Below are 25,398 nucleotides of genomic sequence, written 5' to 3' on the forward strand. Positions count from 1 at the left end.
CGGCGGTGCGGCAAGGTTCTCCCGATGGCAAGGCTCCGACGTAGGAAGGGCCACAGCAGCCGATCGCCCCGGACCGTGTACGACGTGCACCGAAGTCTGCCGATCGCCTCACTCCGGCCAACACTCGGAAACCGTCGCCCTCGGTGGGTACCGTGCCCGCAGCGGCCGCATGCGCCGACTCGCCGCGAGCGTCAGCAGAGCCCGCCCTTATAGGGGCATGACGAGCATCGGAACGAAAAGCCCCGCCAAGCGGGCTCCATAGAGCGGCTTACCGTGACTTTTCGTGCGGATACGCCTCATGGAAGTGTTTTTGCTGCTCAGCCCATATCCGGACCAGAACTCCTATCGTTTCGGTGTGCCGCCATCCGGCTGATCAGTGGGTACGGCGACGCGGTGCCAGAACCTCGGTGACCTTGGCGATGGCGTCGGCGCCGGGTTTGACGTAGCGCATGGCGGTGCGGGGGCTCTTGTGGCGGGTCTTGCCCATGATGAGCTGCAGCGGGATCTCGGCGTCGCCGAGGTGGGTGGCGGCGCCGTGGCGCAGCTGGTGCAGATCGAGCTTGGCGTATTTGTCCAGCAGGACGCGGGCGCGGTCGTAGCCGAGGCGGGCGCGGCCGGTGTGCGGACAGATGTCGGCGGCGGCCGGGCGGCGGGCGGGGACCGGGCGACGTTCGGACAGGAACAGCGGGCCGTGGGTGCGGGGGCTGCCGTCGGGCAGCCGGAGCAGGCGGGGCAGCAGGTGGGCGGTGCCGCGGTCCCAGTACACCCATTCGACGGCGCCGCCCTTGGAGCGGACGGGGGCACGGCGGTGCTCCAGGTCGAGGTTCTCGACGTTCAGCGCCAGGATCTCCGCGGCTCTGGCCGCCGTTTCGTAGAGCGTCCGCCGCAGCGTCTTCTCCCGGAGCGGGATGTCGCGGCGGGACAGCAGCCGGTGAACGGTGGTCTTGGCCACGGCGCGGGTCTCGTCGGCGCTCTCTTCGCGGCGTTCGGCCTCAGCCGGGACCGACGGGGCGGCCCAGTGCTTCCTGGTCTGGCACCAGGTCAGCCAGGAGGTGATGGCGGCGCGGTTGCGGTTCCAGGTGGCCGGCGCGCTCGCTCCCCACAGTTCGGTGAGTGCGGTGCCGATCTCGGTGTCGGTGACGTCAGCGAGCGGACGGTCGCGGCCGAGCCGCTCGATGGTGCGGTCGATGGCCGAGGCGTAGGCGCGGTGGGTGTTGGGGTTGGCGGTGCGTGGGGTGGCCAGAAAGGCGTCGGCGGCCGCGGCGAGGCTGACGTCTCCACCGCGCAGGGCGATGATCTTCGGCGCGGCGCTCATGCCGCCCGCCGGGCGACGCCTTCGGCGATGTACCGGATACGTGCTGGAGTCGCGCACCGCCTTGGTGCGGGGTTCTCCTGGTCATCACGCCGCCATGATCGCTCATGTACGTGATAGGAGATCATTATCACGTACATGCCTTGCCATCGTGGAGCCGTTCGAGCTCAGATCACCGGCTCGTGCCGGTGTGGATGATTTCGCGTGGAATGAGACGTAGGGCGGTCGCGGCTGCGATCAGGCACATGCCGATGGCGATGGCGATGGCTGAGAGGGTGCCGCTGTCGGGGTCTGTTGCGACGACCGCTCCGAGTAGTGCGACCCCGATTACGCCGCCTGTCTGCCGGGCCGTGTTCAGGGCACTCGATCCCATGTTCTGGTGCCGGTCGGGGGCGAACGTCATGACGGCGAGCGTCTGGGAGGGTGCGGAGAGCCCCATACCGATGGAGAAGACGCAGAAGCCGGCTGCGATGAGTGGATATGGTGCGGAGGCGACGGTGAGAGCCGCGAGTCCGATGGCCGAGAGGGTCATTCCGGTGGCCAAGCCGGTACGCGGGCCGAACGCGGTGATGAAACGGGCACCGAGAAAGGTCGAGGCGAGGGTGGCGGCCACGGTCAAGGGGAGGAAGGCCAACCCGGTCTGCAAGGCCGAGTAGCCACGTAGCTGCTGGAAGTTGAACGTGTAGACGATCAGCATCCCGTAGAGCGTGAAGTTGTACGTCGCACCGCCGAGCAGGCCGGCGAGCACGGGACGCGCGGCGATGATGGCGGGGGGCAGGAGGACCTGTCGCCCGTCTCGCGCCCAGGAATACTGCGCTGCGACGAACACGACGAGGGCCGCGGTGCCGCCCGCGAGAGCCGTGAGCACGGCGGGGTTGAGCCAGCCTGCGACACTCGACTCGACCAGCGCCCACACCATGGCGGCGAGGCCGACGATCGCGAGGGCCTGCCCGCGGATGTCGAACGACACGCGTTGCAGCGGAACCTCCGCCACATGTCGGGCGACAAGCCAGCCGGTGGCGGCGGCGACCGGGACGTTGAGCAGGAAGATGCTCCGCCAGCCAAGAGTGTCGACCAGCAGTCCACCGATGAACGGGCCGATCACGAAGCCGATACCGCCTACGCTCACCCAGACCGAGACCGCTCTGGTGCGTTCGGCCGGCACGGTGAAGATGCGGGTGATCAGGGTCAGCGGTGCCGGGGCGAGGAGCGCTGCTCCCAGACCTTGGCAGGCGCGGCCAAGGACGAGCAGGCCCGTGTTGGGAGCGACAGTGCAGGCGATCGAGGCAACGGCGAACAGCCCCAGTCCGGTCAGGTAGCCGCGTCGGGCACCGATTCGATCTCCGAGCCGGCCTGCGGACAGCAGCAGGGCGGCGAACATGAGCGTGTAGGCGTCGATGGCCCACAGTCCGCCGGCCAGGCTTGCGTGCAGGTCGGCACGTATCACTGGGATCGCGACGTTGATGACGTTCGCTTCCATGATGATCAGAGCGGTGCCGAGACACAGGCCGGTGAGGCCCAGTGTCCGGCTGGTGGCAGAAGCAGGTGGTGGTAGCCGATTTTGGGCAGCGTCAGGTGACACGGTCACTCCGATGGAGGTATGGGAAAACACGCCTTCGTCAGGAGACGACGGCTGTGGCAGGTGCCAGGGTGCTTGGCCGCACGCCGAAGCCGGCGAAGGTTAATGGGCAGAGCAGGTTCCTGGTGCCTGTGGTGTCGCTACCCGATGGGGCTATGGCCGAGCGAGTAGCGACTGGGGCCCCGAGTGCCTATGCCGGCCGGCGTCTTGCGGGCATGGGAAGAGAAGGGCCTTCGAACTCGTCGAGGGCCCTGGTCGATGGGTGGTGGTGCTTGGGTTCAGTTCGCGCGCGGAGCGCTCACCCGCAGAAGTGAGAGCACTCCCCTGATGGCGCGGTCGAAGGGCTCTACCGCCTGCGCCGCGCGGGCCAGGGCGTAGCCGCCCTGGATGACGGCGGCGATGGCGGAAGCGATCTCGTCAACGTCTAGATCGCCGGCGAATTCACCCGCCGCCACACCTTCGGCGATCGTGCGCCGGAGGTGTTCGTGCAGTACCTCGAAGGCCTCCCGGATCGGTGCGCGCAAGGTGTCGTCGGCCATGACCTCCGGATCGGCGGTGAGCCGTCCCACGCTGCACCCACGCAACACATCGCGTTCGCGCCCCAGATATCCCGTGATGCGTTCGAGCGCGGTGCCTTCCACGGCGAACGCTTCGGCGATCTGTTGTTGCATCAGCTCCGCACTGCGCTGCTCGGCCGCCAACACCAGGTCCGGCTTGCCATCGAAGTGGTGGTACATGCTGCCCTGGCCGACGCCGGAGCGCGCCAGGATCGCGGTCGGACTGGTGCCGACGTATCCACGCTCCCACAGCAGTTGCCGCGTGCCCTCGATCAAGCGCTCCCGAGCGTTCGGTTTCATGGTGCCTCCCAGCAATGCAGTGCGGTGCCTATCGCGGCCCGTATTACTACAGGGCCGGATGCCGCAGGTGCCAGTCCGTCTCACGCTGGTAGGCGTGGCCGAGCTGAATCAGTAGTTGTTCCTCGAACGGCCGGCCGACGAACTGGAACCCCAGCGGCATGTCATCCTGGCCGAAACCGCCCGGCAGGGTGATGGTCGGGGCGCCGGCCATGTTGAACGGGGTGACGAAGCGGAGGAAGTCCGTCAGGGCTTCGGGGTCGGCATACACCGCCTCCTTCTGCGCAAGCGTGAGGCTCGTGGTCGGCTGCACCGGAGCCAGCAGGACATCCACGTCGCACAGGGTACGCGCCAGTCCGCCGGTGAACGCGAGCCGCTGATGGTGCGCGTGCATCAGCTCGATCGCGGAGACGGTGTGGCCGTGCGTGATGAGCCCGGCGATCGAGCCGGGTGTGTCGGCCGGGCCGTATTCCGAGGCGCGCGAGGGATAGGTTGCCTGGTGGACGATCGCGGCCTCCACACCGGCGTACCGGGGCCACATGGCATTGATGGTGCTGGTATCAGGAAGGGTGACCTCCACGATCGTCGCGCCGAGGCGGCGCAGTACGGCGATGACATCATCGAGCATGCCGATGGTCGCCTGGTCGACACGGGTCTCGTTGTAGGCGCGGTCCACTCCGATGCGTACCGGCCCGATCGAGGCGCCGAGGCCGGCCAGGTAGTCGGGCACCGGTACGGCGGCCGCGGTCGGGTCATGCGGGTCTGCTCCGGCGATCGCTCCCAGGATTGCGGCCGCGTCCTGCGCCGAGCGTGCCATCGGGCCGACATGGTCGAGGCTCGCGGCGAGCGCGAAGACGCCGTGCCTGCTTACCCGTCCCCACGTGGGTTTGATGCCGGTAATGCCGTTGGCCGCGGAGGGGTACCGGATCGACCCGCCGGTGTCGGTGCCCAGGCAACCGAAGGCGAGGCCGGCCGCCACCGCGACGCCGGAACCGCTCGAGGAGGCGCCGGACCAGTACTCCGGGTTCCACGGGTTGCGGGGTGGTGTGACGGACGGGTGGTGCTCGGCGAATGCGCTTTCGGTGAGCTGCAGCTTACCGAGCAGAATGGCCCCGGCTTGCGAAAGACGCTGGACCACTGTCGCATCGTAGGTGGGCACGTGGCCGGAGCGGATCGTGGTGCCGGCCGCGGTGACGATGCCGGCGGTGAAGCAGAGGTCTTTCACAGCGATCGGCACGCCGTGCAGGGGGCCTCGGTACCGGCCTGCTGCCAGCTCGGCCTCGGCGTTCCTGGCTTGAGCAAGGGCGACGTCCGCCGTCACCGTGGCGTAGCTGCGCAGCACCGGATCGACCTGGTCGATCCGTGCCAGCAGTGCCTCGGTCAACTCCACTGGCGTGAGTTCGCGTGCGCGTAGCTTCGCGGCGACTTCCAGCAGGCTTGCATAGTGCACACGGGTCTCGTGGGCGGTACAGGTGTGGGTCACGAAAGACACCATACATACTAGTATGTATGGTGTCGAGTGCCGGTAGCGCTGGACAGGGAAAGGGCGGAATCAAGGCAGCGTCTCCGGCCGAGAGCGTCGGAGGGGCTGCCGGGGATGGCGTGGAAGGTCATACTCCGCTGCCAGCTGTCGTCGGGAACGTGCGGGATCCCGAACTCCAGCTCCATGTCACCCGTCTGAGGACGGTGGAACCGTTTACGGCCGGAGAAGCAGGTGCGGACGGGGTGGTCGGTCCACAGCGACGCGAACTCAGGGCTTTTCACTGTGAGTTCGCCGATGAGGTCGGCGAGGACGCGGTCGTCGGGGTAGCGGCCGACGACCAACCGCAGCGAGGCAACCGCGCGCAGGACCTCGCGCTCCCAGTCGGGACACACGCCCACGTCCGGTCGTCGAGGAACAGCATCCGGGTGAGATTGGGCGGTCGCCTGGCGGAGATGCCGAAGTCCAGCTGGCAGGCCAGAAGCGCGTGCCCCAGCCGGTTCCAGGCCAGCACGTCGCCCCGCCGGTCCAAGACGGCGGCCGCACCACCCCCGGCTTCAAGCCAAGCCCCGCCATCAGGACCTTGGCAGCCTCGGCCGCCGTGTCCGCCTGGGTGAAGAAACCTCCGCCCGCGTCACCGCCGAGCACGACCCAGCAGCACGACGACGACGGCGCGGCGGCTGACCAGAGCAGCCTCAACCGGCATCGCGAGCACCGCGGACCACCTGGGCACGCCCGCCACGCGCCATGCCTGCACGACCGGTCAACATACCTGACGCGCCCGACAAGATCATCAGGCTCCGACCTGCGGGAAGAGGTCAAAAACCCTAGATAACGACCTGCGGGACCACCTTCGCTTTGCCGCTGACCAGCGCCAGGAGGCGGGCTCATCCGGCGTTCGCGGACACTTCGTGGAAGGGGCGCAACGCACCGCTGGTATCGGCACGGGTAAAGGCATAGCGGCCCAGGAAATTGATGTGCTCATAAGCGATGGGCAACAGGCGTGCGCACATCTCGTCGGTAACCGGGAAGCCCTGCTCGCGCAGCTGGGTGACGGCGGCGTTGAGGTAGAGGCTGTTCCACCACACCACGGCGTTCAGCGCCAAGCCCAGAGCGCCGAGCTGGTCTTCCATGCCTTCGCGGTAGCGCTGGCGCAGCTGGCCGCGGTTGCCGAACGCGATCTTCCGGGCGAGCCGGTGACGGGCCTCCTGCACGTTCAGTTGCGTGCCGATCATCCGCCGGTAGCCCTCATCGTGCAGAAATTGCAGCAGGTGCAGGGTTTTGAAGATGCGGCCATAGTGCGCGAACACCTCCCCCAGGCCGGTGGAGCGGCCGTCGGCCGACAGCATCCGGATCAGGTCGTAGGCACGCACCGTGCCCATCGTCAGCGAGCCGGCCACGCGCAGCGTGTCGCCCCAGTGGGAGCGGATCCGATCCAGGCGGACGACGTGGCGGGACATGTGGTCCAGCGGGCCGTAGGTGGCTGCGGTGTTGGTGCGCCACAGCCGGGTGTCGGCCAGGTCGGCGATGCGTGGGGAGAACTGGTAGCCGCAGATCGCGAACAGCCCGAAGACGATGCGGAGTAGCTGGCAGTATCGGTGATGATCGTCTCAGGACGCCGGCCGCCGTCCAGGTTGAACATGGCGTCCAGGATGAACAGCGAGTCGCGCAAGGTGCCGGACACGACCAGCCCGCCGATACCCATCACCTGGTCGTTGACGACGTTCAGCCAGGCCGCGCCACGCTGCCGGCCGAAGTAGATCGGGTTGTGCCCGGCGTGCAGACTCTGCACCGGGACGACGAAGCGCAGCCCGTCGGCCGATGCGATGTGCCCGCTGCCCCTATGCCGGACGATGCCGATGCCGGACTGGGCGGCGATCAGCCGGGCGTTGGCGGCCGCGATCGTCTCGCCGCGTAGGTAGCCCTGGTCGACCTGCTGCAGCCGGGCCCGCGTGAGGGCGGGTACGTTCGGCTTCTCGATCGGCACCAGGCCCACGTTGCACGCCTCGGTCACGATCAGCGCGGCCAGGCTCATCGGGAAGCCCTCCATCGCGGTGGTCGGTGCCGGAGACGTGGGTGAGGTCGGCCGGCAGGCCGGTGCGGTCGAAGACCTCCAGCAGCAACTCGGGGAAATCCACCCGGGGAAGCATGCCGCCAACCAGCGTCCGTAGTTCCTTCATCAGCGGCGGCTCGGCCAGGGCGCCGAGTTTCTCCAGCCGCAGCCGGCTGCCGACGAACTGCACCGCTTTGAATAATTCAATATGCTTCCACATGAGCTTCCCGGTGTCATCCAAAATCAAAACACCAAGCCCAGGCCTCCATAGCGCCATGGCGTATACGATATACTCGCGTCCGATTGTGATATTAAATATTGACCCCTCCGTGTTCCCTGACACCTTAAGAGTGGCATCCGAGAGATTGGAGCCTCGATTCCCGACGCAGATAATTATCACGGGTCGGTCCGATCTTTAAACTTAAAGTTAGCCGTCTCTCCTGTCTTTTTGTTCCTGACGTAGTGGACTTCTACGCCATGGACAGTCAAACTCATCTTAACCCATCCATCCTCTGCGGGCCAGCGTGGATCCTTCATGTTCGCAGGTAGAGTTTCTCCATATTCGGGATATTCTTTTGCATACTCCATAGCCTCCTTCTCGTTCCTTCCCCGCGGTCGGTCTCCTGCAGGAATCGACGGGACGCCCTCGGGCGAGGTCACCCAAGACCTGGGACCTCCTGGTTGTCATCTGCGTCAACGCCTAGTACGCAAAATGACTACAAGGAAAAGATTCACCAGGCCGATTTTCCCACACCAACGGCGACTCGGTGATCTTTATCCTGAAATAATTAACACATATTCCTGTGATGACGACCCCGAATGGCAGAATGGTGAAAAAAAGAGCATCCCTGTCGGAGTCGTCGACGGGCACCAAGTCAAACAAAAGAGAAATTTCTCCCGCGATGACTGCGAGCGGAAGTAGTACCGCAGCCGTAGTTCCGGCCTTCGCTCCGGCCAGGCGCGACCGCAGATCGACAGCTCGCGGGCATCGAATGAAAACCGTTGACCCACATCGTTCACAGTGGGCGGTTCCCTCGTGTGAGTACTTTTCGTTGTCGACTGGGTCCAGGGTCACCATCGCGGAGACCGGGGTGTTGGTCATAACGGTTGTTCCCGCGCTGGGCTCGCTAACATAGAGGCGACCCCTGACGGGTTTACCCACGAAGGGGTTTATCGATGTCGGCCTACTTCTCGTATGCGCAATTTTCCTTCTCCGGCTGCTTTTTGTTCTTCTCCACAAAGGTGTCGCCACCTCCCACATTCCAATAAGAGTGGAAACAGCGTCATATGCTCTAGGCGCGAGGCGCGCCAAGGCGGACGAACCCAGAAATGGCAAAAGCAAAAGCCCAGGCCAGCTGACTGCACTTTCGCCCGCGCTAGAGCCGTCTTCGGTGGAGTGGTCGGTGCACTGGATAAATCCCGCGGCGGACATACGGTTAGACGATCCGCCGTTGAAGCTCCCAGATCTGTCTGCGAACCAGAGACTTCCCGCTCCGCTCACTATCAAAATAACTATACCGACCACAGCGTAGGAGACTCCAGCGGAAAGGAGTTTTATGATTCCAGTGGAGTTGCCGGTCGGCCGGTCGTTGGCAGGCACAGGCGGGTGCGTGCGGTGGGGAACCGAAAGGTTGTTGGACCGGTTTCCGCTGCTCCCAGGGGTATCGGCCACACCGGAGAAGCACGCGGGGGGATGATGGCATCGGGAGGCAGCGCATCACCTGGTGAAGGACGTCATGGAAACCGGCGCCAGGGGCCGCGTCCAGGCCGGAATACAAAGTGATGGCGGCGCGATAGATTCAGCATTCTGTGAGGTCGGCAGGCAGGGGGGCGGCCCCTGCCTGCCGACACCGGCCGACGGGAGTCGCTGTTGGGTCCGGAGAAGGCCCGATCCCCAGACGATTACCGCAGTGTTCTACCTGTCCTACCGGCGTCTCGCCGCCGAGCAACGAAACCCGGGTGATCGCCGCCCGCAACGACGGCTCAGCCAGGCGTGGCCCGCAACCCTGCCAGGGCCACCTGGAGAACCCGCTGCCGCTGCCCCTCGTCGGCGTACTCGACCGTGCTGATACCTGAGATCATCCGCAGAACGTCATCAATCGAGACATCCTGGCGCGCGGCCCCGGCTTGCTGCGCCCGTTCGAGCAGGGGCTCACCGGCCGCGCGCATCGCCCTACGTCCGGCTTGGAAGCCGTCGGTGCTGCGGTTGAGCGCGTCGGCGAAGGCCAGCTTGGTACCGATGTACTCGACGAAACGGTGCAGCCACGCGACCAGCGCCTCCCACGGCTCCAGCTCGACGACGACGTCGGCCTCGCGGCACAACGCCTCCACCTCCTCACGGTGGACCTCCTCGACCAGATCCTCCCGGGTGGGGAAGTTGCGGTACAGCGTGGCGATGCTCACTCCGGCGCGGCGCGCGACGTCCTCGAGGGAGGTCTGCGCCCCCTTCTCGGCGAACGTGTCGCGGGCCGCCGCGACCAGGGCGTCGAAGTTGCGGCGCGCGTCCGCGCGCTTTGGCCGCCGCGACACCAGCCCAGGCTCCATGCCACCGTCCACTCTCTCTTTTTGACAAGCGTAGGACCCCTACGGTTAAAGTGTAGGGGTACTTTCAGTTTATCTGAGGAGTGAAAGACGGTGTCGTCCACCAAGATCATCGCCTTGGTCACGGGTGCCAACAAGGGACTGGGCCTGGCCACGGCCCGGCAGCTCGCCGAACGCGGCTGCACTGTGCTGCTCGGCAGTCGCGACGCCGAGCGCGGCGCCATGGCGGCCAGAGAACTCACCGAGTCCGGGCTCACGGTGCGCCCCGTGCGGATCGACGTCACGGACGACACATCCGTGACCGAGGCCGCCGCGTTCGTCGCCCGCGAGTACGGCCGCCTCGACGTGCTGGTGAACAACGCCGGCGTGCTTGTGCGCAGGCTCGCGACCGAGGTGTCGGCCGACGACCTGCGTCCGGAGTTCGAGACCAACGTCCTCGGAATGGTGCGGGTCGTGTACGCGATGTTGCCGCTACTGCGCCGCTCCCCGTCGCCACGCATCGTCAACGTCTCCAGCGACTCCGCCACCTTCGCCAACGCCACCGAGCAGGGCTCCATGTTCGCCCGCTCGCACGAGTCGTTCGCGTACTCGGCGACGAAGGCTGCGGTCAACATGCTGACGGTCAAGTACGCCAACGCTTTCCTCGACGACCCGGAGCTGGCCCATGTGAAGATCAACGCCGTGACGCCCGGGTACGTCGCGACCGATCTGAACGACTTCAAAGGCGTGCGCAGCACCGACGAGGGCGCCCGCGCCGCGGTGCACTGGGCCATGGTCGGCGATGACGGCGAGACGGGCGGCTTCTTCGACGAGCACGGCCGCGTCCCCTGGTGACGCCTCGGACGATCTCACTCCGAGAAGGCGATGTGACACATAAACGGCCCGCACGCACGCCGGAGAGATCCAGCAGGCCGAAGGCTGGCGGGATTTCCCCGAGGTCGCCGATGAACTCCGGGCCTGGCTGGATGCGCGGGCCTGGACCACCGGGGACGGGCCGAAGGCGCTGTTCGACGCGGTGGCCGGGTGGCTGCGCGAGCAGCGGGTGCTGCTGCCGGGTGCCAGGGCCGACTGGTGGGCAGTGTCCGGGAGGTGGCCAACGACGGTTGTGGAGCACCCCGTACGGGCTGCTGGATACCGGCCAGCGGGCGATTCTGTGACATGCCCAGGTCGGCGCGCACTTCGTGGCAGCCCGCCTGTGCAGGCAGCACTGATGCGAAGGCAGTCGTGGGCCTTCTCCGGCTCCGCGGAAGGTCGGTTATCAGGAGCCAGAAACCGGGGCCGACGACAACCGGCACGGTCTCGCGCGAACCGGCCGGGGCCGACCGCAGACCACTGGTCAGGCCCGGCCGCGGAGAACCCCAATCCCCGCCCTGAGCCTTGTTCACCCAGAGACATGAGGTCTGCGACGCCGAACTGGTGGAGGACATCCTCCGCCAGGCCTCGGGCGACGGCGCGAAGCATGTCGATGCCGGCCGCCGCGGGGATCTCGGTCGTCAGCGGCCGGAACCGGCGCACGACCCGCGCTCCTGGAGGCCGGGAGTACTGACCGGTGGAAAATCCTTGGGGCAGGCGGTCGGTGACCACGTCGAAAGGCCATACGGCGGCGTCACGTACCAAGTCGATGCGAGTGGCCAGGGCGGCCTGCGCCCCCAGGTGCCGGGCATAGGTCTCGGCCAGGCGGTGAAGTCGGCGGCGAAGGACTCCACCAGAGGAGCCGGTAGGCGGTTGAGGCCGTCCTGTCTGGGCCGGCCCTCGGAGTATGGAGGAGCGGAAACGTACGCTAAGCCCGTTTTCCCAGCTCAGCGCTGCACCCGGATTTACCCTGCGGCATCGCCACGGTTACGCCGTAGGCCTTTACCGTGGCCTCCAGGCCCAAGCGGTCAAGACCGAACCCGAAGTTTCCCGCGCCGTGATGTGGGGGCGGGTACGCGCCGCCCACTCACACTGATCGCACAGCTCAACCCCGAGATGGCGGCTGGTGCCGGTCGCGTTGACGGCCCTTCCAACAGAGGCAGGGGCAGGAACACGAACTCAGATCATTCGATCAACGATCTTTACCGGTCTCGGATGAGCAGGATCTTGGGCGGGTGCACCTCGGTGTCGATGGTCAGGGCGACCATCGGGTTCTCGCTCAGCGCCTTGAGCTTCGGAGCGTTCTTCGGAGTGCACATGACGATCTCCGAGCCGTTCCAGGCAAAGACAATCGGGATGTTGCGGGGTGTGCCGTCCCTGGCGACGTAGGCCAGGCGGGTCATGTCGCGAGCCAGCAGCTCTTGGCTGAGCGGCCGGTTCAGTACCTCGGTGATCTCGTTCGGTCGCACGGTCGCTCCTCCGGTTGTCGTTTCGTGGATCGTTGTGGGTGGTCTCGGCGGGCCGTCAGGCGAGCTCTTCGGCCAGGGCGACGACGATGCCCTCGGGGCCGCGGAGGTAGCAGAGCCGGTAGATGTCCTTGTACCGGACCACCTCGCCCATGAGTTCGGCGCCGTGGGTACGCAGGCGGGCGACGGCGTCGTCGATGTCGTCGACCGCGAACATGATGCGGCGAATGCCCAGTGTGTTCGCCGGGGCGTCCTCCGGTACGCCGTGGATCGCCTCCGGCGTGTGGTACTTCGCCAGCTCGATCCGCCCGTGGCCGTCCGGGGTCCGCATCATCGCCACGTCGACGCGCTGGTCGTCGAGCCCGACGAGACGTGCCGCCCAAGGCCCTTCGACCAGTGCCTTGCCCTCCAGCTCCATGCCGAGTTCCACGAAGAACGCGATGACCGCGTCGAGGTCGTCGACGATGATGCCGATGTTGTCCATCCGCTTGATCGTCATGCTGGGTCTCCTTCGTCACGCGGCCGGTTCGCGGCCGCTGGTATCCCTGGGACGGAGCCGGCGCCGCGCTCTCGACATCCTCGACGGCTCGTGTCCCGATTTTTTTCGTCAGCGATCGTGGCGCTGTTCGTAGTCGTCTCACGGACCGCCCGCCGGCGGCGACGCTTACGGGAGAAGGCCGTTCACGAGGGCGCGCACGCCCTTGGCATAGGTGTCGCGGGCGGTCAAGTCTTCCCATCGCCTCGCCACCGTGCTCAGCCGGGGGAACTCCTTGGCGTCCAGTTCGGCGAAGACCCGCTCCCGGTAGGTGGGTCCGCCCTCCTCTCGCCGCCTGCGAGCCGCCGCCCGGCCGCCGATCTCGCCAACGGTGTAGCGCCAGATGATCCGGTACGCGTCCACCGCCTCCTCGATCGTCAGCCCCACGCGGACGGCGGCGTCGACGATCTGCTCCGGATACCACAGCGCTCCCACCGACATCAGGTCGTCGGCCTTGAGAACGTCCACGGCCCATGGGCATCCGGACACGGCGTCGTGCATGGCCATGGCGGCGGCCACCATGCGCTCGCGTGGCTCGTCCGGCAGTTCGGGGCGGGGGATTCCGGCCGCGTAGTCGTCGAGGAGCAGCAGGAGGAGTTCCTCCTTGTCGCGTACGTGGTGGTAGAGCGCCATGGCCGTGCTGCCGACCTCTCTGGCCAGCCTGCGCATGGTGAGCGCGCCCATCCCGTCTTCCTCGATCACTCGCAGAGCGGCGGTGACGATTTCCGGCCGGGAAATCTTGGGTGGTCGTCCTGTGCGCGTCGACATCCTGCCATGCTACTTTTTATACGTGTATAAAAACTCATGGGTCGTAGCGGTGCTCGCATTCGCAGTTGCCGTGGGGACCCTTCAGATGACCGTCGTCGTTCCCTTACTGCCGGACCTCCAACAGCAGCTCCAGGCCCCGTCCACCACCGTCTCGTGGACGCTCACCGCGGGGCTGCTGTCGGGAGCGGTCTCGATCCCGCTGCTGTCGCGCCTCGGCGACATGTACGGCCGACGCACGACATCGCTGGTCGCACTCGGCCTGCTCGTCGCCGGTTCGACACTCAGCGCCATGGCAGGCACGCTGCCCCTGCTCATCGTCGGCCGGGTGCTGCAGGGAACAGCCGCGCCGCTGCTCCCGTTGGCCATGGGCCTGGTCAGGCAGGTAGTGCCCGGCCACCGGCTACCCGGCGCGATCGGGGTGCTCAGCGCCACCATCGGGGTGGGCAGCGGCGGCGGCATGATCCTCGCCGGGGTCCTGGACGGGAACCACCGGGCGGTGTTCTGGGCGCTGGCCGGACTGGCCGTGCTGAGTTTCGTCCTGGTGGCGGCCGTGGTGCGGGAGACGCCGGCGCGCGGATCCGGACGGCCGGACCTGGCCGGGGCGGTGCTGGTCGCGGTATGGCTCATCTGCCTGTTGCTGGCTATCAGCAAGGGCGCGGCCTGGGGCTGGACCTCGCCGCTGACGCTGAGCCTGTTCGCCGTGGCGGTGGCGGTGGCCGCGGTGTGGGTCGCGACCGCCCGCCGTACCGCGTCGCCGCTGATCGAGATTCCCATGCTGCTGCACCGGGGGACGGTGGGGGCGACCGTGGCGTCGTTCCTGCTGGGGTTCGCGCTGTTCGCCTCCATCACAACCGTTTCGGCGGTGGCGCAGGGCGCGCTCGGGGCCTCGGTGCTGCAGGTCGGGATCTACCTGCTGCCGACAACGGTGCTGATGCTTGTGGTCTCCGTACTCGCGGGTCCCCTGATGCGCCGTTTCACCGCGTCCGCACTCGTGGCGGGCGGCTCGGTGCTGGTGACGGCCGCCGCCCTGTGGCTGGCGGTGTCCAGATCCTCGGGCGTGGACCTGTACGGTGCCGCGACGCTGTTGGGGCTGGGTATCGGCCTCGGCTACGCGGCGCTCGGGACAATGGCCGTCGAGCACGTGGAGCCCGCCAAGACCGCGGCGGCCGGCGGGGTGAACGCGCTGGTCAGGGTCGTGGGCAGCAGCGTAGCCGGTGCGGTGGGGGCGGCGGTGCTCTCCAGCGGGGGCGCCGGGTGGACCTTCGGCGTCGCGGCCGGAGCGGCCCTGCTGGCAGCCCTGTTCGCCGCTGTCCACGGAAACCTCTCGCGAAAGGAACTGGCATGACAGAAGGGCAGCGCATCGTCGCGTGGGGCGACGAGCTGATCAAACTGCACGACGGCTTCCGCAGGGACCTGGCAGGCCTGCGGTCGTCGCGGGCAGGCGCAATGGACTTGCGTACGCATTGCCTGACGTTCTGCGACGCACTCCACGCCCACCACGAAGGCGAGGACAACGCGCTCTTCCCCCATCTCGGTACCGAGCACCCGGAACTGGCTGAGACCCTGAGCCGGCTCCGCTCGGAGCACCGGGTGGTGGCCCGGCTCATGGAACGGATCCGGCAGCTCCTTGACCACGACGGCACGGCGATCGGCGAGGAGCTTGACCGGCTCGCCACCGAACTGGAGGCTCACCTGGACTACGAGGAGGAGCAGTTGGTCCCGATCCTCAACAAGATGCTCACTCTCCCCGAGGAGGTCTAGGCTCGGCGCAGGACGTCGGAGATGAGAGTGGCTGGCGACCGTCAGCGCGTTCCGAGCGTCGTACGGTTGTGAACTTTGACCTTCGCCGGCAACTCCTGCCAGCGCTGGTACCACGCGCGCACGGGCCTCCACGGCTTTGCCAGCCACCCGGCTACGTCGCCGCCGGGCGTGGATGAGGTCGTGAAAGCACGGACACCGGTCGATCGGCTCCTTTTCAGCGGCGCCGTCCCGAGTGCTTGGGCGGCAGGCTGTGCTGGAGCGTCTCGGCGATGCGGTGCTCCCGCTCGAACAAGCACCCGTTCGATGGCGGACGTCGTCGCAGGAGAGGCGAGAGCCGTCCTGGCAAGGCCCCAGGCGGCCCCTGCTTCGAAGGCGCACTGAACCTGCTCTATGCGCATTGAGTACGACTTATTGCCGGACGGCAGCGATGTCCTCACTGTGGGTGAGAACACCCACCACAAGAGAGGGATCATGCGATTACGACACCTTGCCGCACTCGTCACGAGCCTGCTCATGCTCGCGCTGGTGCAGACACCGTCGGCAGAGGCGGCGGGCACCCGGCCCGTCGCGATCACCATCACCAAGGTCAGATGCGTCGACGACTGCCGCAACAAGGGGCTGGAGGCGGCCGGCGAGTCGGCGGCTGACTTCTTCGCCGAGATCTGGATCGACGGCGTGGACCTGCCCAGGACACCACGGGCACCCGACGACCAGGAGCTGGTGGAGCCATTCTGGCCCAAGGGCCTCGACGTGCCTGACACGCGCACACAGGTGCCGATCTCGGTCCAGATCTGGGACTGGGACACCACCTCGGGGCCCGACAATGGTGACGCCAGCCCGCGCAACAACGACAACAACCTGGACATCACCGTCGATCTGAACACCGGGCGCTGGACCGGCGACGTCAACTGGCCGCAGTCCTGCGCGATCGGCGACGGCAACCAGGACGACGACGAGGACGAGCCGCGGGTGGAGGTCTGCTTCGACATCAGCACCGAAGCCACCTCCGGCGACGCCGACGGCGACGGGCTGCTCGACGGCTGGGAGCGCCACGGCTACAACGACAACGCCGACTCCGTCATCGACGTGGACCTGCCCAGGATGGGCGCCGACCCGCGGCACAAGGACCTGTTCGTCGAGCTGGACTACGTGGGCGACCACCACCCCGACCGCGAGAGCGTGGCCGAGGTGAGAGCCGCCTACGCCGCCGCTCCCAAGGACGCGGGCGGTGTGACCAATCCGGACGACAAACTCGGCATCACGCTCCATCTGGACATGGGGCCGCTGGCCGACGACGACCTGCGTGAGTCCGGCATGCCCCGGGGCACCTGCTCCGATGGGGTGGACAACGGAGGCGGTGATGCGATCGACGGCGGCGACCCCGACTGCTACTTCCTCAGCGGCAGTGTCGAAGACCCGCCCGCGGGCGATTGCGATGACAACAACGACAACGACCTCGACGGCAAGACCGACGCCTACGACCCCGACTGCCTGATCGCCGACGACTTCGGCGCCCTGGCCAGGGGAAACGAGCTGATCGGTGCCGGAACGACCAAGGTCTGCGGTCTGAACGACGGCTTCTTCGACATCAGGAACACCTTCTTCGACTCCCCCAGGCGCCATATCTTCATCTACGGGATCAGCGTGGACGGCTCGCCGGGATGCACCAAGGGCGGCCAGGGACGGGACGGCAACTTCGCCGACCACAACGGCACCGGCCGCACCCTCTTCCATGAGATCGGCCACAACCTCGGCCTGCAGCACGGTGGACACGACGAGAACCGCTGCAAGCCCAACTACGTCAGCCTGATGAGCTACGACCACAGCCCGGGCATTCCCCGGCAGGGCGGTGGCGTCATCCTCGATTACTCGCCGCCGCGCCTCACGCTCGACGGCGGCAGCCGCAGCCGGGCCCCGCTCGTCGACCTCGTGGAGAACCAGCTCGACGAGACCAGGATCGTGGACCCCGGCGACAACGTGAACCGCTTCATCTTCGTCGATGCCACCGGGAACAAGGCGCCGCACGACCTGAACGCCAACCCGGACTGGAGCGGCGACGGCAACGACCCGCCCTATGAGCCCGCTCCGGTGACGGCCAACCTCGACACCACCGACACGAGCGGTCTCCCCGCCAAGTGCGCCAACACCTCCACTACGGACACGCTGAAGGGGTCCGACGACTGGCGCAGGATCAAGATGCCCTACACCCACCCGGGAGGCGCCTCCGACCTGGACAACGATCCCGATCCCACCGAGGCGGAGATTCAGCGGCTGTGGAAGCTGTTCAACACCGCGGGACTGTCGGTGACGCTGACCGACTCCCCCGACCCCGTGGTGGCGGGGACCGACCTCACCTACACCGTCAAGGTCCGCAATGCCGGGCCCGCTCCGGCCACCTCAGTGCGCGCGGTGGTCTCCCTGCCGCCGGATGTCCAGTACAAGAGCAGCTCCGCCCGATGCACCGACTCCGGCTGTTACCTGGGCGAGATCGCGGCGCACGGGGAGCGGGCCTTCACCGTGACCGCGCACGTCGCGGAGGATCTGGTCCACCGCAACGGCGGCCCCAAGGCCGTCATCGCGGGTGCCGAGGTCTCCAACCTGTGGGGTCCCGATCCCGACCAGTCCGACAACAAGGCGACGACGAGCACCAAGGTGGTCGCCGTGGCCGACCTCGCCGTCACCGGTTTCACTGCCGCCGCCCCCGATCAACTGCTCGTCGGGCAGAGCGCGGACGTGCCACTGAAGGTGACCGTCGCCAACACCGGACCGTCCTCGCCGATGAACGCCGTCGTCGACTTCACCGGCGGCGTCGCCGACCTGGCTGTGCCGGCGCTGGCCAAGGGCGCTCCCCGCGACCTGTCCGCCACGGCACGGGTCACCTGTGACAAGCCCGGTCACAAGACGGTCGGACTGTCGGCGGAGATCGCTCCGGCGAGCGCGGACGACCTCGACCCCGAGCCGGGCAACAACAAGCGCGCGACGGAGTTCACGATCGACTGCGTGATCCCGGTCGCGATCAACATCAAGCCGGGTTCGAATCCCAATTCGATCAACCCGTCCGACGCGAACGTGCCGGTGGCGGTTCTCACCACGCGGGCCGGGGAGTACGACCTCCCGCTGGCCTTCGACGCGACCGCCATCCAGCCTCTGACCGTCCGCTTCGGCCCGCGTGAGGCGGCGTGGGCCGGCCAGGCGACCGGGCTTGAGGTGCACGGGCGCGGCCACGCCGAGAACTCCCTCGAACGCGGTGCCCCCGAGCGGGTGCGCGACGGAGACTCCGACATGGTGCTGCACTTCGGCGCCGGCGAGTCGGGCCTGGTCGCGGGGATGACGGAGGCCTGCGTCAAGGGTTCGGTCACGGGTGAAGGCGGCGAGGTCTACCGCTTCTTCGGCTGTGACGCGATCCGCATCGTGTAACACCCCTTTTCCGGGTACGGCTCGCGCGAGCCGTACCCGGAAACGACTCAGAGCTGGGCCGGAAAATCGGTGCTCAGCTGGGCGCGCGGCAGCGAACCCTGACCGGTGAACGTCGGTGAGGATTGTTGTGGGCGTCGTTGTCAGGCAGTGAGAGTCGGGAAGCGGCCTTCGCGCCGGGCCTGCGCCAGGCGGGCGGACAGGCGCCGGTAGGTCGGAGGCGTGTTGCCGATGCTCTGAGGCTCAGCAGCTCCGAGGCGGACGCATCCCGTTGTCTTCGCAGTTCAGCCGCGTTCAGCGATCGCGCCAGGGGGGCAACACCTGTGGCGCAAGAGGCCGGTGTGAGGCTCGAGGAGACTCAGCCCAGGATGGAACGGTAAGGATCAGCCGATCACCGTAGGGGCTCCCTGATCGGCGGCGCACGGCGGGGTCGCGGCCTTGCTGCCAGCGAGCCGGCCCTTCAGGGAAGACACGGGCGTAGCGGGGCCAGCGAGGCGACCGAGGTATGGCCGGGGCAAGGCCGAGCAGGGTGGAGGTGTTCGCGCCGTCTTCGGCGGCGTGGATGAGAGCGGAGTGGCGGAGCTGGTGCAGTGTCGGCCCCCGGTACTGGTATAGATCGTTATTGGGGTGGTCTGTATTGGTCCTCCGTGCTTTCGGGGCTGTCACGATTCGTAGCCGTGAAGCCGTGTGACGGAAACCTGGTCGCCATCGATCAAGGTTCCTGAAACCCTGATCGCCATGGACGCGGACCCCATCGACCAGGCCCGACGCCTCGTGCGTGACCGTTTCCCCGATGCGCTTGCCGCGGTCCTTGGCGGGTCGGTGGCTGCGGGGCGAGCCACTGCCGGCAGTGACCTGGACATCGCGGTGCTCATCGGGGACGGCGGCGAGACCTGCCGGGAGACGATCCGGTTTGAGGGACGTGTCGTGGAGCTGTTCATCCACACCCGTGCCGGTCTCGCGGATCTCTTCGCTGCGGACGTCGCCGCACGTCGTGCGGTCCTGCAGAGCGTGTATGCCACGGGTCTCATCCTGGTCGATGCCGCTGGGGAGGCCGGCTGCGCCCGTGCCCGTGCTGAGGCGGACATCCGCAATGGTCCTCCGGCGCTGGCACCGGAGGTGGTCGAGACGAAGAGGTATGGGCTGACGGATGCTCTGGACGATCTCGCCGATGCCGGCGACCGGATCGAGCGTCTGGCGGTGGCCGGGTTCGTTCTCAGTGCGGCGGCAGATCTGCTCTGCGACTACCACCAGGCATGGATCGGCGGCGGGAAGTGGCTGCCGCGGCGCCTTCTGGAGGCGGACGGGGAACGTGGGGCCGCCCTGCTCGAAGGACACCTGCGGCTGTGCACGTCGGGAGACCCGATGCCCATGATTGACGCTGCATCACAGATCCTCGCCCTGGTCGGCGGGCCTCTTCGCGAGGGCTATCGCAGGACTTGGCGCGGTGTCATCGAATCGGTCGCCGCGACATCCGGGCGTTGACGGAAGTTCATGACCGTGTGTGGTCGCCGGGTGCGTACAGGTCACTGTCCAGCACCGTCCAGTAGGTCAATCCGGATGGCACCTCGATGGGAAACGCTCGCACCCACCCTGTCCTCTCACCCTCAAATGATCATGAGCGTACAGAACACAACGAGTGCGACAGGCCAAGAGAACTGTTGCATATGGCCGGGTGGCCCAGCTCAGTGCAACGTCACGCAACAGGGCAGGTTGGCCCAGACAATCGGCAGCACGCCTTCGCCCAGCAGGACGTAGAAGGTCCGCCGCAGTGAGATCGGCAGGTGGTCACGGTAGCGGTCCAAGACGGCCTCGACCGCCGTCAGCACCCACGGCCTTCTTCGCCCGGCCGTTATCCATTTCAAGGAAGGGCACCCCCGCTTTGCGGGCCTTTCAGGCGAGGTGCGTCCGAGCTGGTGGAAGGGCCAGGAGGGGGAGGTCGGCCCACCTGACGATCAGGGCCGCGTTGCGCAGCCTGGACAGCGCCTTCCGCAGCACGGGATCGATTCCGGCCGCCTTTGTCTTACGGGACTTGAAGCGCGGCGGGCCTACCCGCGCCCCTTTCCTGGCCCCGTTCAACGTTCACCAGCCGAGGATGGACAGGAGTTGGAGGTTGGTATGGCTTTCGGTGCCCGGTACTGCGGTGTAGACCAGGAGCCGCTGGGACTGGTCGGGGTCGACGAGCGTCTGGCAGTGCAGTTCCAGCGTCCCCACCTGCGGGTGCCGGAAGCGCTTGGAGGCGCAGTAGGGCCCCAGCACCGGGCGCTCGCGCCAGAGCCCGGCGAACTCGGGGCTTTCCCTGTGCAGCCCGTCGACGAGTTCGGCGGCACGCGAGTCGCCGCCGTCACGGGCGTAGGCGCCGTGGAGGTCCGCCACCATCAGACGGCTCTGCTCGGCGTGGTCGCCGTCGGGGTGGACCAGGCGGGAGGCAGGATCGGTGAACCAGCGGTAGTGGGCACTGCGCGCCAGTCCGGTGTAGGCGGTCTCGTCGCCCAGCAGCGTCACAGCCATGCGGGTCTGCTTCAGCGTCTCGCCCAGGTGGTTCATCACCTGGGCGGGGGTGTCCTCCAGCCGGTCCAGGATGCGCATCATCCCCGGATTGATGTGGTCGCCGCGCTGCACTCTGCGAGGCAGGGCGTATCCGGCGAGCTGGAACAGATGGTCCCGTTCCTCCAGTGACAGGTGCAGACCACGGGCGATCGCTGCGAGCATCTGCTCCGAGGGGTGGGGCCCTCGCGGCTGCTCGAGCCGGCTGTAGTAGTCGACCGACATGTCGCACAGCGCCGCGACCTCCTCGCGGCGCAGCCCGCCGGTACGCCTGCGGCGCCCGCGGGGCAGCCCGACGTCCTCCGGCCGAAGGGCCTCACGGCGCGCCCGTAGAAAGGCTGCCAGTGCTGCTCGGTCTGCCATAGCCGTCCCTTCTCTCGGCTTGTGCCGTTCCCGACGGGATGCGTCGGTCCGCGGCTGTCCTCGACGCACCTGCCGGCAGGGAGTCCGCCGCGTCGCCCGAGGCCGTCGCTCAGGACCGCAACGGCTTGAGCAATGCGGCCGGGCCGCCAATTCCCGGGGGGTGTGCTGTCCAGCACCATCGCTGCATGGGAGGGGGAAGGTCTTTGAGGTGCGTGTTCCCCACTGGGGACCGACGACGCCAGCGGGCGTGGACGAGGGGGTGCTCGTCCACGGCCGCCCTGGATCTGGGAGGCGGAGGGGGTTCCGGTCCGCCTTCCGGGGGTCGTGGCGACGCGGTGTGTCAGCGGGTGATCACCTTGGTCTCAAGGAACTCCTCGATACCGGCGCGGCCCATCTCCCTGCCGTTTCCGGACTGCTTGTAACCGCCGAACGGTGCCTGGAAGTTGTGCTCTCCACCGTTGACGTCGACCTGGCCGACGCGCAGCCGCTTGGCGATCACCATGGCGTGTTCCTCGTCACCGGTGATGGCACCGTTGAGGCCGTAGATGGTGCCGTTGGCGATCTCGACGGCGTGGTCGTCGTCGGTGTAGGGGATCACGACCAGGACGGGGCCGAAGATCTCCTCCTGGGCGACGACGGAGTCGGGGTCGACGTCGGAGAAGATCGTGGGCCTGACGTAGGCACCGGTCTCGAAACCCTCCGGCCGGCCGGGGCCGCCGACCACGAGCGTGGCTCCGTCGTCGATACCGCGCTGGATGTAGCCGTCGACGCGCTGACGCTGGTTCTCCGAGGCGACCGGACCGATCCGTGTGGCCTCGTCGGCGGGGTCGCCGACCGTGTACTCCTCGGCGGCGGCCCGCAGCTTCTCGACCACGGTCTCCTGGAGGTCCTCAGGCACGAGCATGCGGACGTAGGCGCCGCAGGCCTGACCGCCGTTGGCCCAGGCATAGGCCAGTCCGCGGTTGACGGCGAAGTCGAGGTCGGCCTCGGGTAGGACGATGTGGGCCGCCTTGCCACCCAGTTCGAGCGCGACCCGCTTGACCGTGTCGGAGGCGGCGACGGAGACGCTCTTGCCGGCGCGGATGGACCCGGTGAAGGAGATCATGTCGATCTTCGGGTGCCGGGAGATGGCCCCGCCGACGACCGGGCCGGTGCCCTGCACGACGTTGAACACGCCGTTCGGCAGACCGGCCTCGGTAGCGATCTCCGCGAACATCCGGGCGCTCAGGGGGGAGATCTCCGAGGGCTTGAGGACCACGGTGTTACCGGCCAGCATCGCTGGGACGACCTTGGTCACCAGCTGCTGGAGCGGGAAGTTCCACGGGGTGATGGCCCCCACGACGCCGATCGGCTCGTAGATGACCATCGAGTTCTCAATCACCTCTGTCCACTCGAACTGCTCGGCCGCGGTGATCGCGGCCAACGTCGACGCCACCGGGAAACCGGCCTGCGCCTGTCGGGAGAAGCTGATCGGGGCGCCCATCTCCAGCGTGATGGTGGCCGCGAGTTCCTCGGAGTGCTTCTGCATCCCCTCGGCCAGGCGCCGCATGACGGCGATGCGCTCCTGCGGCGACGTCGACGACCATCCTGGGAAGGCGGCGACCGCGGCGTCCACCGCCTTGTCCACGTCCTCGGCCGTGCCCTCGTGCACCGAGGCGATCACCGATTCATCGGCCGGGTTCACGACGTCGATCGGCGGCCCGGAACCCTCCACCGCGCGGCCGTCGATCCAGTGAGACGGAGTGAGAAAGGGAACCTCACGGTTTTCATTCATGCCGCCAAGAAAACACCGGCCGTCGCAGGGCATCCATGCTCCCTCATGCCCATGATCTGCGTCACTCCCCTGCCCTGCCCCGCACAGGCCGTCGAGGGCGAGCTGCGGGTGGCGGCGCCAGGCCTGGGGTCGAAGAGCTCGATCCGCGCAACCGGCGCGCCCGGGTCAGTTCCTCTCGCTCGGACCCGATCAGCTCTGTGTCGGTCTCATGCTCACGGGCCAGGCGGTCGGCCCGTGTCCAGTCGGACAGGGTGTCGGCGTTGACGCCCAGGTCCCTGGCGACCTGAGCGATCGAGTTACCGGTCTCCCGGACGATGCGCACCGCGCCCGCCCGAAACTCCGGATCGAAACCGCGTCTGGTCTCTGCCATGTCCGACCTCCCCCTTTGGGGCAGATCTCCACGCTGCGAGAGGAAAACCACCTGAAGCTTCACCACCCGACCGGCTTCACCCCCAAAGGAGCCCCATGCGCCCACCAACGATCACCAGGCTCGCCACCACGCCGACCCTGGCCATCACTCTGGCCGCCAGCCTGACGGGCCCCGCTTCCGCTGTGTCGCGGCCTGCGGACAACGGCCAGCTCACCCTGGAGACCGCCTCGGGCGAGACCGTCGTCGTCCCGCTCAACCGCACATGCGTGAACCTGAATGACCCGAAGGTCACCATCGCGCACAACAGCGTGACGACGGCCGCCGCGCTGGTGTGGCGCTACCCCGGCCGCAATGACGGCTGGTATCCCGGCGTGGTCCTGCCCGGTCAGAGCAGGGACTTCACCAAGGAGTTCGTGGGAGGGATCACCCTGAGATCGGTCTCGTTCGACTTCCACTGATACGGTGATGGCGCGCCTGGGCGCGCTGTTCCAGATCGCCTTCGACGGAGGTCTGCTCCCCCTCCCCCAGGGGGATCCGATCGACACGCACCTCCGACCGACGGAAACGACACATCGATCCAATCGGGACCCGGTCCACATTTCCGCCTCCCCATTTCGCCCCTAGGTGGGCCTGCGGACACCGCCGGTGTCCCGTCTCGCTCGACCTGGGTCCGATCGGCCGAGAGGGGCCAGATCATGTGAGACGCGCAGATTATCCGATCACCTGAAGGCGTACTGCGAACACTCCTCGTGGACCAGGCGGACTGAGATCTCCGACTCCTCGGCGTCTCGATCGATCTGGTTGTCGCTCTCGGGGCAGGATGCTCGGACCAGGTCACTTACGATGGAACGGTTGGACTGCGCAGCATAATCCGCACACGACGACGGGGTGGCCACCATGCCTCTCGAGGGCGAGTACGGGCCGAGTCCGGCTCGGTGGATACGCGAACAGGTCGAGCTGTACGAGAGTTCGGGCGGCACGCGGGGGACGACGCTTTGGGACACGGGCCTGCCCGTCGTCATTCTCACGACGCGCGGTGCGCGGAGCGGCAGGCTTCGTAAGATCCCGCTGATGCGCGTGGAGCACGAGGGACGGTATGCGGCCGTGGCCTCGAAGGGCGGCTTCCCACGTCATCCGGACTGGTACTTCAACCTCAGGTCCGACCCACACGTGGAACTCCGGGACGGCGCCGTGTGCCAGGACATGACGGCCCGTGAGGTTAGCGGGGACGAGAGGGCCGAGTGGTGGGAGCGCGCGGTCGCCGCGTATCCGACATACGCGGAATACCAGGAGGAGACCGACCGAGTGATCCCCGTCTTCGTGCTGGACCCGCGTGCGTGGTAGGGCCGGACGGTCTCACGAGAGCCTGCCCCCGGCATGCGAACAGAAGAAGGCCCGGTGAGGCAACCGGGTCGCCCCGAAGACCATCCGCCACGGCCAAGGCCCCTCACTCCGTATCACCGCACCGCTCGAACTCCACCTCGCCGCACTCCGGCAGAGCACCGCCCTCGCCGCCGACACAGCCGGGCCGGCCGAACGCAAGGCCCACCGGGTATACGCCACTCGCGTTGCGGCCGCCGAAAGACCGTGATCTCCGTTTGGGGCTGGTGACACGGTCGTTAACGGCACCCCAACACAGGACGGGCGAGCAAGTCGGCGGCCGGGTCGACGAGTTCGCCGGGGTGCCGCGCCGAGCCGTACCGGCGCGCGGACGGTCAACCGCCGCTTC

The 25,398-nt window shown here is 67.4% G+C and carries 21 protein-coding genes and 3 pseudogenes; 8 read left to right on the forward strand and 16 right to left on the reverse strand.

What is annotated here, in order from left to right:
• Positions 1-373: 373 nt before the first annotated feature.
• The 9 genes and pseudogenes from PKF00_RS43095 to PKF00_RS43140 all read right to left on the reverse strand — a co-directional run bounded on the left by PKF00_RS43095 (position 374) and on the right by PKF00_RS43140 (position 9,807).
• Positions 374-1,315: a tyrosine-type recombinase/integrase gene (locus tag PKF00_RS43095; protein WP_271223582.1), complete on the reverse strand. Its 942-nt coding sequence runs from the start codon at positions 1,313-1,315 to the stop codon at positions 374-376.
• A gap of 169 nt (positions 1,316-1,484) precedes the next feature.
• Complete coding sequence (locus PKF00_RS43100; protein WP_309298482.1) at positions 1,485-2,924, reverse strand: MFS transporter; 1,440 nt, start codon at positions 2,922-2,924, stop codon at positions 1,485-1,487.
• A gap of 245 nt (positions 2,925-3,169) precedes the next feature.
• On the reverse strand, positions 3,170-3,748 hold the full coding sequence (locus tag PKF00_RS43105; RefSeq protein WP_271223584.1) for a TetR/AcrR family transcriptional regulator: 579 nt from the start codon (positions 3,746-3,748) through the stop codon (positions 3,170-3,172).
• Positions 3,749-3,794: 46 nt separating this feature from the next.
• Positions 3,795-5,240 (reverse strand): amidase, encoded by a 1,446-nt coding sequence (locus PKF00_RS43110; protein WP_271223585.1) that lies wholly within the window; start codon positions 5,238-5,240, stop codon positions 3,795-3,797.
• Positions 5,241-5,245: 5 nt separating this feature from the next.
• Positions 5,246-5,739: pseudogene (locus tag PKF00_RS43115) on the reverse strand (MmyB family transcriptional regulator).
• 120 nt (positions 5,740-5,859) lie between these two features.
• Entirely contained in the window at positions 5,860-5,982 is a 123-nt protein-coding gene (locus PKF00_RS43120; protein WP_271223587.1) for a hypothetical protein, read from the reverse strand.
• Positions 5,983-6,112: 130 nt separating this feature from the next.
• Positions 6,113-7,275, reverse strand: a pseudogene (locus PKF00_RS44805) (Tn3 family transposase).
• Between the two features lie 399 nt (positions 7,276-7,674).
• Entirely contained in the window at positions 7,675-7,938 is a 264-nt protein-coding gene (locus tag PKF00_RS43135) for a hypothetical protein (RefSeq protein WP_271223588.1), read from the reverse strand.
• 1,323 nt (positions 7,939-9,261) lie between these two features.
• Positions 9,262-9,807 carry a TetR/AcrR family transcriptional regulator gene (locus tag PKF00_RS43140; protein ID WP_271223589.1) on the reverse strand — a complete coding sequence of 182 codons (546 nt, stop codon included), beginning with the start codon at positions 9,805-9,807 and terminating at the stop codon, positions 9,262-9,264.
• A 105-nt stretch (positions 9,808-9,912) separates the two neighbouring features.
• On the opposite strand from PKF00_RS43140, the gene PKF00_RS43145 reads away from it, so the two are divergent.
• Positions 9,913-10,653 carry an SDR family NAD(P)-dependent oxidoreductase gene (locus PKF00_RS43145; protein ID WP_271223590.1) on the forward strand — a complete coding sequence of 247 codons (741 nt, stop codon included), beginning with the start codon at positions 9,913-9,915 and terminating at the stop codon, positions 10,651-10,653.
• Between the two features lie 55 nt (positions 10,654-10,708).
• Positions 10,709-11,365 (forward strand): annotated as a pseudogene (locus PKF00_RS44810) (DUF4158 domain-containing protein); the annotation flags it as partial.
• A gap of 508 nt (positions 11,366-11,873) precedes the next feature.
• Here the strand turns inward: PKF00_RS44810 and PKF00_RS43150 are convergent.
• From PKF00_RS43150 to PKF00_RS43160, 3 genes are all read right to left on the reverse strand, one after another.
• Positions 11,874-12,140: a pyridoxamine 5'-phosphate oxidase family protein gene (locus PKF00_RS43150; protein ID WP_271223591.1), complete on the reverse strand. Its 267-nt coding sequence runs from the start codon at positions 12,138-12,140 to the stop codon at positions 11,874-11,876.
• A gap of 55 nt (positions 12,141-12,195) precedes the next feature.
• Entirely contained in the window at positions 12,196-12,621 is a 426-nt protein-coding gene (locus tag PKF00_RS43155) for a VOC family protein (protein WP_271223604.1), read from the reverse strand.
• Positions 12,622-12,801: 180 nt separating this feature from the next.
• Positions 12,802-13,440, reverse strand: a complete 639-nt coding sequence (locus tag PKF00_RS43160; RefSeq protein ID WP_271223592.1) for a TetR/AcrR family transcriptional regulator — start codon at positions 13,438-13,440, stop codon at positions 12,802-12,804.
• A gap of 49 nt (positions 13,441-13,489) precedes the next feature.
• Here PKF00_RS43160 and PKF00_RS43165 point away from each other — a divergent pair, with 49 nt between their 5' ends.
• The 4 genes from PKF00_RS43165 to PKF00_RS43180 all read left to right on the forward strand — a co-directional run bounded on the left by PKF00_RS43165 (position 13,490) and on the right by PKF00_RS43180 (position 20,100).
• Positions 13,490-14,785: an MFS transporter gene (locus PKF00_RS43165; protein ID WP_271223593.1), complete on the forward strand. Its 1,296-nt coding sequence runs from the start codon at positions 13,490-13,492 to the stop codon at positions 14,783-14,785.
• Positions 14,782-15,201 carry a hemerythrin domain-containing protein gene (locus PKF00_RS43170; protein WP_271223594.1) on the forward strand — a complete coding sequence of 140 codons (420 nt, stop codon included), beginning with the start codon at positions 14,782-14,784 and terminating at the stop codon, positions 15,199-15,201. Before PKF00_RS43165 ends, PKF00_RS43170 begins: the two co-directional genes overlap by 4 nt.
• Before the next feature lie 471 nt (positions 15,202-15,672).
• Positions 15,673-18,618: a hypothetical protein gene (locus tag PKF00_RS43175; RefSeq protein ID WP_271223595.1), complete on the forward strand. Its 2,946-nt coding sequence runs from the start codon at positions 15,673-15,675 to the stop codon at positions 18,616-18,618.
• Between the two features lie 684 nt (positions 18,619-19,302).
• Positions 19,303-20,100, forward strand: a complete 798-nt coding sequence (locus PKF00_RS43180; RefSeq protein WP_271223596.1) for a nucleotidyltransferase domain-containing protein — start codon at positions 19,303-19,305, stop codon at positions 20,098-20,100.
• 200 nt (positions 20,101-20,300) lie between these two features.
• On the opposite strand, the gene PKF00_RS43185 is transcribed toward PKF00_RS43180, so the two are convergent.
• From PKF00_RS43185 to PKF00_RS43200, 4 genes are all read right to left on the reverse strand, one after another.
• Positions 20,301-20,480, reverse strand: a complete 180-nt coding sequence (locus tag PKF00_RS43185) for a hypothetical protein (protein WP_271223597.1) — start codon at positions 20,478-20,480, stop codon at positions 20,301-20,303.
• Positions 20,481-20,697: 217 nt separating this feature from the next.
• Positions 20,698-21,525, reverse strand: a complete 828-nt coding sequence (locus tag PKF00_RS43190; protein ID WP_271223598.1) for a helix-turn-helix transcriptional regulator — start codon at positions 21,523-21,525, stop codon at positions 20,698-20,700.
• A gap of 340 nt (positions 21,526-21,865) precedes the next feature.
• Positions 21,866-23,299 carry an aldehyde dehydrogenase family protein gene (locus tag PKF00_RS43195; protein WP_271223599.1) on the reverse strand — a complete coding sequence of 478 codons (1,434 nt, stop codon included), beginning with the start codon at positions 23,297-23,299 and terminating at the stop codon, positions 21,866-21,868.
• Between the two features lie 61 nt (positions 23,300-23,360).
• Positions 23,361-23,669 (reverse strand): transposase, encoded by a 309-nt coding sequence (locus PKF00_RS43200; RefSeq protein ID WP_271223600.1) that lies wholly within the window; start codon positions 23,667-23,669, stop codon positions 23,361-23,363.
• Positions 23,670-23,764: 95 nt separating this feature from the next.
• Here PKF00_RS43200 and PKF00_RS43205 point away from each other — a divergent pair, with 95 nt between their 5' ends.
• Positions 23,765-24,127, forward strand: coding sequence for a hypothetical protein (locus PKF00_RS43205; protein ID WP_271223601.1), 363 nt, complete (start codon positions 23,765-23,767; stop codon positions 24,125-24,127).
• A 439-nt stretch (positions 24,128-24,566) separates the two neighbouring features.
• Positions 24,567-25,013 carry a nitroreductase family deazaflavin-dependent oxidoreductase gene (locus PKF00_RS43210; RefSeq protein WP_271223602.1) on the forward strand — a complete coding sequence of 149 codons (447 nt, stop codon included), beginning with the start codon at positions 24,567-24,569 and terminating at the stop codon, positions 25,011-25,013.
• The last annotated feature ends 385 nt before the right edge of the window (positions 25,014-25,398 follow it).

Source organism: Streptosporangium carneum (assembly GCF_027922005.1).
In the GTDB taxonomy this organism is placed as follows: domain Bacteria; phylum Actinomycetota; class Actinomycetes; order Streptosporangiales; family Streptosporangiaceae; genus Streptosporangium; species Streptosporangium carneum.

What these genes read in the sequence shown, in the direction of transcription:
- PKF00_RS43095 (WP_271223582.1), bottom strand. Translation starts at nt 1,315, where the DNA reads ATGAGCGCCGCGCCGAAGATCATCGCCCTGCGCGGTGGAGACGTCAGC.
- PKF00_RS43105 (WP_271223584.1), bottom strand. Translation starts at nt 3,748, where the DNA reads ATGAAACCGAACGCTCGGGAGCGCTTGATCGAGGGCACGCGGCAACTG.
- PKF00_RS43110 (WP_271223585.1), bottom strand. Translation starts at nt 5,240, where the DNA reads ATGGTGTCTTTCGTGACCCACACCTGTACCGCCCACGAGACCCGTGTG.
- PKF00_RS43155 (WP_271223604.1), bottom strand. Translation starts at nt 12,621, where the DNA reads ATGGACAACATCGGCATCATCGTCGACGACCTCGACGCGGTCATCGCG.
- PKF00_RS43160 (WP_271223592.1), bottom strand. Translation starts at nt 13,440, where the DNA reads ATGTCGACGCGCACAGGACGACCACCCAAGATTTCCCGGCCGGAAATC.
- PKF00_RS43170 (WP_271223594.1), top strand. Translation starts at nt 14,782, where the DNA reads ATGACAGAAGGGCAGCGCATCGTCGCGTGGGGCGACGAGCTGATCAAA.
- PKF00_RS43175 (WP_271223595.1), top strand. Translation starts at nt 15,673, where the DNA reads ATGCGATTACGACACCTTGCCGCACTCGTCACGAGCCTGCTCATGCTC.
- PKF00_RS43190 (WP_271223598.1), bottom strand. Translation starts at nt 21,525, where the DNA reads ATGGCAGACCGAGCAGCACTGGCAGCCTTTCTACGGGCGCGCCGTGAG.
- PKF00_RS43195 (WP_271223599.1), bottom strand. Translation starts at nt 23,299, where the DNA reads ATGAATGAAAACCGTGAGGTTCCCTTTCTCACTCCGTCTCACTGGATC.
- PKF00_RS43200 (WP_271223600.1), bottom strand. Translation starts at nt 23,669, where the DNA reads ATGGCAGAGACCAGACGCGGTTTCGATCCGGAGTTTCGGGCGGGCGCG.
- PKF00_RS43205 (WP_271223601.1), top strand. Translation starts at nt 23,765, where the DNA reads ATGCGCCCACCAACGATCACCAGGCTCGCCACCACGCCGACCCTGGCC.
- PKF00_RS43210 (WP_271223602.1), top strand. Translation starts at nt 24,567, where the DNA reads ATGCCTCTCGAGGGCGAGTACGGGCCGAGTCCGGCTCGGTGGATACGC.